9 protein-coding genes are annotated in these 7168 nt (G+C 55.2%); 6 read left to right on the top strand and 3 right to left on the bottom strand.

The features are described from left to right. Positions 1 to 240: 240 nt before the first annotated feature. Positions 241 to 1329: a Fic family protein gene (locus Q4Q11_RS19535; protein ID WP_498570546.1), complete on the top strand. Its 1089-nt coding sequence runs from the start codon at positions 241 to 243 to the stop codon at positions 1327 to 1329. Positions 1330 to 1541: 212 nt separating this feature from the next. Beyond that, positions 1542 to 1895 carry a hypothetical protein gene (locus Q4Q11_RS19540; protein WP_113213402.1) on the top strand — a complete coding sequence of 118 codons (354 nt, stop codon included), beginning with the start codon at positions 1542 to 1544 and terminating at the stop codon, positions 1893 to 1895. A 321-nt stretch (positions 1896 to 2216) separates the two neighbouring features. On the opposite strand, the gene Q4Q11_RS19545 is transcribed toward Q4Q11_RS19540, so the two are convergent. Further along, positions 2217 to 2489, bottom strand: coding sequence for a helix-turn-helix transcriptional regulator (locus tag Q4Q11_RS19545; RefSeq protein WP_498570547.1), 273 nt, complete (start codon positions 2487 to 2489; stop codon positions 2217 to 2219). Positions 2490 to 2718: 229 nt separating this feature from the next. Here Q4Q11_RS19545 and Q4Q11_RS19550 point away from each other — a divergent pair, with 229 nt between their 5' ends. Then, a complete protein-coding gene (locus Q4Q11_RS19550; protein WP_498570548.1) occupies positions 2719 to 3159 on the top strand; it encodes a Fic/DOC family N-terminal domain-containing protein in 441 nt (146 codons plus the stop codon). Here Q4Q11_RS19550 and Q4Q11_RS19555 read toward each other — a convergent pair. Both Q4Q11_RS19555 and Q4Q11_RS19560 read right to left on the bottom strand, forming a co-directional pair. Then, the gene (locus Q4Q11_RS19555; RefSeq protein WP_113213404.1) at positions 3041 to 3436 is read right to left on the bottom strand and encodes a cupin domain-containing protein; all 396 of its coding nucleotides are present in this window, start codon (positions 3434 to 3436) and stop codon (positions 3041 to 3043) included. The genes Q4Q11_RS19550 and Q4Q11_RS19555 overlap by 119 nt on opposite strands. Positions 3437 to 3674: 238 nt before the next feature. Further along, a complete protein-coding gene (locus Q4Q11_RS19560) occupies positions 3675 to 4595 on the bottom strand; it encodes an alpha/beta fold hydrolase (RefSeq protein ID WP_113223122.1) in 921 nt (306 codons plus the stop codon). Between the two features lie 150 nt (positions 4596 to 4745). Here Q4Q11_RS19560 and Q4Q11_RS19565 point away from each other — a divergent pair, with 150 nt between their 5' ends. From Q4Q11_RS19565 to Q4Q11_RS19575, 3 genes are all read left to right on the top strand, one after another. Beyond that, complete coding sequence (locus tag Q4Q11_RS19565; RefSeq protein ID WP_113213406.1) at positions 4746 to 5210, top strand: winged helix-turn-helix transcriptional regulator; 465 nt, start codon at positions 4746 to 4748, stop codon at positions 5208 to 5210. Positions 5211 to 5781: 571 nt separating this feature from the next. Further along, on the top strand, positions 5782 to 6084 hold the full coding sequence (locus Q4Q11_RS19570; protein WP_498570549.1) for a hypothetical protein: 303 nt from the start codon (positions 5782 to 5784) through the stop codon (positions 6082 to 6084). A gap of 626 nt (positions 6085 to 6710) precedes the next feature. Beyond that, on the top strand, positions 6711 to 7168 hold a 458-nt coding region (locus Q4Q11_RS19575; protein ID WP_498570550.1), incomplete at its 3' end, for an invasion associated locus B family protein.

The raw sequence follows: 7168 nt of genomic DNA on the forward strand, positions 1-7168 counted from the left end.
TAAACGTGTGTGTTATCATATGCTTATGATGCGCGTGTCCGCGGCAAGCGTCGCGGGTTTTTACTCTTTGCGATCACAATTGATCACAGGGCCACGCTGAAGGCGCTCCCCGGCACGCCTGCTCTTCGGAATTCAACTCACATTTTGGATTGCCCCGCACAGGTAACCATGGGTGCGGATTTAACATATCGAGACGAACGTGTTAAAAAAATCGAGTTTTTTTAACTTATCGAGTTGCCTATGTTAAATCCATCCTACCAGCTTCCCGATCTGACGTCGCTTGATGGCTTGGAAACGATCGAAGTTTTCAAGGCGCTTGCGGCAGCCAACAGATCGCTCGCTGAGTTGAAGGGCCGAGCAGCGGCAATACCCAATCAGGGAATTCTGATCGACACGCTTGCATTGCAAGAGGCTAAGGCGAGCTCGGAAATCGAAAACATTGTCACCACCCAGGACGAGTTGTTTCAGGCGGACCTGTTTCCAGAGGGACTGGAGTCTGCGGCGGCAAAAGAAGTCGCACTATATCGTGATGCCCTGAAATTCGGTTTTGACAAGCTTCGGCAGACTGATGGCCTGATTACCAATGCAACGATCGTCGGCATGTTTCAGCTCCTCAAGCGGCGCACGGATGGATTTCGTCAGACGCCAGGCACGGCGCTTAGAAACGATCGCTCAGGCGAGATCGTCTATGTGCCTCCTCAGGATCAGAACGAAATAAATTCAGCAATGAACGGGCTTGAGCGCTTCATCAACGACGATCAGCTGTCAACGCTCGATCCACTGATCAAAATGGCATTGATCCATCATCAATTCGAAAGCATCCACCCATTCCCGGACGGAAACGGACGAATTGGGCGAATTCTCAACGTGCTTTATCTCATGCGAGTGGATTTGCTGGAAATCCCGATCCTCTATCTCAGCAGAGCTATCAATACCGCAAAGAGCGAATACTACCGGTTATTGCAGCACGTTCGCGATACCAGTGAGTGGGAAAGCTGGCTCATTTACATGCTCAAAGCGGTCGACGAGACGGCCAGAACAACGCTGGATCTCGTGGAAAATATTCGCGAACAAATGGCGTCGATGAAGAAAAGACTGCGGGGCGAGCTTCCTAAGTTTTATTCACAAGACTTGCTAAACAACCTCTTCAGGCACCCCTATACGCGAATCGACTATGTTCAAACTGACCTCGGCATAACGCGGCAAACCGCTGCCAAGTATCTCGACACCCTTGCCGAGCATGGTTTTCTGACAAAGCATCAGAGCGGCAGGAACAATTATTCTATCAACGAGCCGCTCGTCGCTTTATTTTTGAAAGTCTCGGAATAGCCTGAGTAATCCGGATCGTTCTTAGCACCGCTCCCAAAGCCTCTCACGCATGATCGTTGAATGGATATCAGAGCGGCAATGGTGGGGAGGATAATTCGTATCTCGTTTCCATATCATAGCATGCCTTTTCACTCGTTCCCTCAATTTCAAGGATTCCTAATTAGCCTACAAGTAGATACACTTGTAGGGAGTAAACTGACGGGGAAACACGCATGTATGGCCCTGACGATGAAGCCCGAAATCTGCTGGAGACGTTGCTTTTCACCTTCAACGTGATCCTCGACAATGAAGAACACCGGCGGCGGATCGCCGAAGGTTTTCTGGATGCGAAGCGACTAATAGCCACGGACTACAAGGATGAGCCCAGAGCTCGACCAGCCGTCGAGGCATGTCTCAAGAAATTCAAAGTCCTTAAGGCTATGGAAGATTTTGCCGCGGCGGGATGGATGTTGGCGGCAATCCAGGAGCGTTTGACCGAGGAAGATCTGCCAGACTGGGAAAAGCTCGGGAAGTTGGCTGACAAGGCGGTGTCATTCCTGCCTGTGAAGAAGCATCGTGTTCAGTAGCCGGCATTCGCCCTGGCGATTCGGCCGGATTGACGAAATTTATGCGGGAACGTGTCCTAACTAAACAACCGTAGCTTATGAATCACGCCATTTTAACAGGGAATAGCCTCTGCAAATTAAACTTTGCAGGCTCATCCGCCTTTCGGTGCCAGATAATGGCTTGCTGCATGTGTCGTTGCACCTAGGTCAGCTTCAAACATATGACCAATATTGTTTTCTGCGGCAGCGTCGCGTTGCTCGGCAGACCTGCGGTACCAAAACATGGCCTGGGCGCAATCTTGAACTATGCCTCCACAGGCGGGCTCTCGTAGAAGATCGTCGTCATCGACTATCCCCGAAGGTTGGTAGGAAGTTGAGGTCATCATCCGATGATGCCGGAACAGATCGGACCGTCTTTAGGTCACCGATCTCGATCCCCACGGTGCGTGCCACGACCAGGGATTTTTCGAGCTGGCAGCTTGGCTTGCCGGATTCGAGTTCGACGATGAAGCGCTCGCCCGTGCCTGAACGCGCCGCAAGCTCGGTCTGGGTCCAGCCCAGGGCTTTGCGTTTCTCTCGAACGGCGGCGCCGAAATCCCGTGCAGACCTGTACATCGAACATCTCCTCAACCGGCTTACCGTACGGGAAGTTTCTCCCAAAAATAATGCAAGTCTTACCGATCGGGAAGTGCGGTGGCAAGAACGCCAAAATCACCCCGATCGGGAAGTTTTCATCTTCTCAGTCCGTCCATCCCGATCTGACATCGCTTATGGCTGAGGACCCATCGAGGTTTTCAAGACACTCGCTCCAGCGAACAGATGGCTCGCTAAGTTGAAGGGGCGAGTGGTCGCAATACCCAATCCAGGAATTCTAGTCGCCACGCTTGCATTGCAGGAGGCAAAAGCGAGCTCGGAGATCGAAAACATCGTCACCACCCCGGATGAGTTGTTTCAGGCGAACTTATTTTCGGAGGGGCTGGAGTCTCCAGCGGCACAGGAAGTCGCGTCATATCGTGATGCTCTCAAATTTGGCTTTGACAAGCTCCGGCAGACTGATGGCCTGAATACCAATGCGACTATCGTCGGTATGTTTCAGCTTTTCAAACGGCGCATAGATGGATTTCGCAGACGCCAGGCACAGCGCTCAGAAACGATCGGTCAAAACCTTAACTCTCTGGAAACCGATAGATCACGTCAGCAAACGATCCCGTCGGAAATACATAGAAGAATTTCAGGTTGGCGGACGCTTCATTGCGGATGCCATGTTCGGCGTTACCCGGGATGAAGACGGTCGTGCCGGGCTCCACCGTCGTCTCCTGGCCGTCGATCTGGACGATGCCGGTTCCCTCGAAGACGAAGTAAATTTCCGATGGGTTGTGGCGATGCGGCTTGAGTTCGCCGCCCGGGGCGAGGTCCGCGATGCCGGCGCTCATGCTGTCGGTGGGGGTGATGTCGCTGCTAAGCAGCGTGTGCCAGGAGATGAAGCCATGGACGGGATCGTTCCATCCGTCGCGTGGGCGTTCTTCCGCAGTGGTAATAACAGCTTGTGATCGCTTTGTCATTTTGTCTCGGGACTATGGGGCGGCAACCGTGCGGAACGGTGTCACAACCGCGGAGAATGTCAATCGGAGCGGCATTCAATCAGCTGACATCGGCCGCCGTTCGCCGATTTTCAATGGCATTTCCAAAGCGCCATATGGCGGTAGGTGGACTGTAGTCGAGCCACGTCGTGGTTGTCAGAAGCGGAAAGATTTTCTCGCTCCTGCATTTTGCTTCGGATTTCGTCTCAAACCGTGATGCTCAGGTCCGTCGCAGAAAATCCGCGATCAGGCGCGAGATGATGTCCGGGGCATCTTCAAAGCAGTAGTGGTTGGCGACCGGGAGACGCTCTATCGGAGCCGATGGGAACAGCGTGGAGAAGAGAGGCAGGAAATGCTCCGCATGCAACGTCCTGTCCGCCTCGCCCCATATCGCGAGCGCCGGTTTGCAACGGATGATGCGCTCGGCCGCTGCATCGGGTATCTCGAATTGGTGGGCGCCAGTCGCAAAGCCTTTGGCCCAGCCCAGTGCGCCGAGACACTCGGCGGCAGTGGCGAAGGGGGCGCCATAAGCCTCGAGCCAGGTGTCGTCGATGATGGCGTTGTTTTCGAAGCCGTTGAGCTTGAGCGTGCTGAGGATGTTATAGCCGAGATTGTTGAGTACCGGCTCCAGCGTGCCGTCGGCCTCGGCCTTGATGATCCATTGAAACCATGGGGATAAGGCAGCGTTTGCCATCACCTGATCGACAAGATCCGGCTGGCCAAACGGTGTCGGGCCGTTTGCCGAGATGATGCGGCGGACGCAGTTGGGGTGTCGGGCGGCGAAGCCCATGCCGACCGGGCCGCCGAAATCGTGCATGACGAGAGTGATGTCGGTGAGGCCGAGCGCGAGCACGAAGGCCTCCAGATTGGCGATGTGGTCCTGCAGCCAATAGCTGCGTCCTTCAGGCGTTTCGCTTTTGCCAAAACCCATGTGGTCGGGAACAACGACGCGGTGCGTCTGGCTCAGCGTTGAGATCAGATGGCGAAAGAGATAGCCCCAGGTCGGCTCCCCATGCAGGCAGAGGATCACCTCGCCGTTACGTGGTCCCTCGTCCACATAATGCATCCGGAAACCCGGTGCATCGTTGAAATGCGGAGCGAAGGGGAATGTGCCGGCGAATGTTTCATTGGCGGGAATCACGGTTGTTCTCCTAATGTGGTTTTAATTTGAAACCACGATTCCAGTATCTCTTGTGGTTTTAGTTTGCAACCAATATATTCTGCAAGGCGCTGCAGCCGCATATTGCTGCGGCGCGAATGATGACAGACGAGCAAGCGAGGGCACGACGGTATGGCTAAGAGAGTGAGCCACAAGGATTCCATGTGCGGAGTGGCGCGGCCACTCGATGCGATCGGCGACTGGTGGTCGTTGCTGATCATCCGCGATGCCTTCGATGGGCTACGCCGGTTCGGCGAATTTCAGAAAAGCCTCGGCCTTGCCAAGAACATCCTCTCGGTCCGGCTGCGCAATCTCGTCGCTCACGGCATCATGGATACTGTGCCGGCCTCCGATGGCAGTCCCTACCAGGAATATGTTCTCACACAGAAGGGGCAGGGTCTGTTTCCGCTGCTGGTCGCGCTTCGCCAATGGGGCGAGGATTTCTTCTTCGAACCCAATGAGCCGCATGTGACACTGGTCGACAGAGCGACAAAGCTGCCGGTGCGGCGGCTGGAATTGCGGGCTCAGGATGGGCGAATGCTTATGGCTGAAGATACGGTGATCGTTGTGCCGGCGCGCGCCGACGAGCGCGTATAAATCAGCCGGCGAAAATCTCGCAAGTCCTTCATCGGAGTTCACCGGGTGGCAGGACCAAGCTTGTGCACAAGGAAGAGAAGAGGGATCAGCGCCGTTCGAGGGCTGCCTTGAGGCATGAGGCTGCCGCGCGACTTTTAAGCAATAGTTCGGTCAGGGCCGAACTATTGCAGGCGGCATATAGGCTACACTGAAACTTTCAAAGGAGAGTTGCAATGTTGACGAACACAGCCGAATTCAGCGCCGCCGAGACCGGTGGCGAGCATATCGAAATAAAGCCGAGCGTGCTTTATGTCGGCACTCCCGTCGTGCTAATTACGAGCCTCAATCCTGACGGCACGACGAATATCTCGCCGATGTCCTCGTTTTGGGCCCTATATGACCGGGTCATTCTGGGTCTGACGTCGACCAGCAAGGGCCGAGAAAATCTCCTGCGCGAGCGTCAGCTGGTGCTGAATTTCCGTCGCCGGAGCTGTGGCCGAAGGTCGAGGCGATCGCGCCGACCACGGGCCGCGCTCCCGTTCCCCCGCATAAGGAAAAGATCGGCTATCGTCTCGAGACCGATAAATTCGATTTGGCCGGCTTCACGCCGCAGACCGCCGATCTCGTGCAGCCTCTGCGCATCGCAGAATGTCCGATCCAGTTCGAGGCGGAGTTGGTGGCGGCGCATCCTCCCGGTGCGGAATGGCCCGCCGAGCGTCCCGAAGCCTTCTCCATCATCGAAGCGAAGGTCCTTCGCGTCCACGCGCACAAGGATATCGTTGTCTCTGGCACCAACCATATCGATACCAGCACGTGGAGCCCGCTGTTTTACGTGTTTCGACATTATTTCGGCACCGGGCCAGATCTCGGCCGCACTTTCAAAGCCGAGAGATGACGCATTCAATTTCAGATGACGCCTATATGAGGCATTAAGGTCGCGCTTGAAGCTGTCTGCAACCCCACGAGTCATTCATGTCGTTCGGTCCGCGCCTCACAGAGCGTGCGTGTGCACAACGCCCTCAATTTTCACGCAGGTAACGTCTGAAATTCAGCCAACCTTTGCGGGTCGTGGGCCGCCTTCTGGGCGTCCCACCACAACCCCGCGAGCGCAATTTTCCTCAAAGAGCCGAAGACGTTGACCGGCGACGGCCTCAAATCTTCAGCGAATGGGGGACAATCCGGAGAGAGCCAAAGGACAATTTTATTCAATTGTCGAATGTCGCTGTTGCAGATTTTACACGCATATCTAAACACGCGCGTGTGAATCGCCACCGTTCTTGCTACTTTTTGCTGTACTTTTTTAGAAATCTGCTATTGAGCGGATCAGGCCCATGATCGGCTACGCCACTATGTGGTGAATCTTCCTGAATTTTGACCGACATGTCGATTGAGCAAGGCACGCCTTGCGCAAGCGAATGGCTTTGACTTTGGGTAATTTGTATGTCCCCCGCCAATAAAACCCATTCCTTCAAGACTCTGACTTCAGCAGTTTTTCTTTCTTCGACGTTGCTTGCTTTCCCAATGATGGCACAGGAACAGCCCGCTCCGGCGGCGGCCAACACGCCGCCCAGCGCCGGTTCTGCTCAGAGCGCGGCCCCTCAAACAGACGAACAAAAGCCGGCTCCGCAGGCTCGCGTACAAAAATTCGACGACTGGTATTATCGCTGCATCGACGGCAAAGCTGCCGATGGCTCGTCGGCCACCCATTGCGAAGTGGCGCAGATCGCCACGGTCAAGCAGGGCGAGCAGGACGTCAATGTTTTAACGCTTGCGATCGCCAAGGCGGATGCACCCGCTGCGCCGAAGCAGAAGAGCACGAAGCAGCCGGCAAGCGAGCTGGTTTTGACGGCCTTGGTACCGCTCAACATGTACCTGCCGGCCGGGCTCGGCATCGATGCGGCCGATAAGCCCGTCGTGCAGCTTTCCTACCGCAATTGCAACCAGGCCGGTTGCTGGTCGCAGCAGAAGCTGGACACCAA

The organism is Rhizobium sp. UFLA01-1127 (assembly GCF_059803845.1).

Coding starts and splice junctions, on each gene's coding strand:
- Q4Q11_RS19535 (WP_498570546.1), top strand. CDS start 241: ATGTTAAATCCATCCTACCAGCTTCCCGATCTGACGTCGCTTGATGGC.
- Q4Q11_RS19540 (WP_113213402.1), top strand. CDS start 1,542: ATGTATGGCCCTGACGATGAAGCCCGAAATCTGCTGGAGACGTTGCTT.
- Q4Q11_RS19545 (WP_498570547.1), bottom strand. CDS start 2,489: ATGTACAGGTCTGCACGGGATTTCGGCGCCGCCGTTCGAGAGAAACGC.
- Q4Q11_RS19555 (WP_113213404.1), bottom strand. CDS start 3,436: ATGACAAAGCGATCACAAGCTGTTATTACCACTGCGGAAGAACGCCCA.
- Q4Q11_RS19565 (WP_113213406.1), top strand. CDS start 4,746: ATGGCTAAGAGAGTGAGCCACAAGGATTCCATGTGCGGAGTGGCGCGG.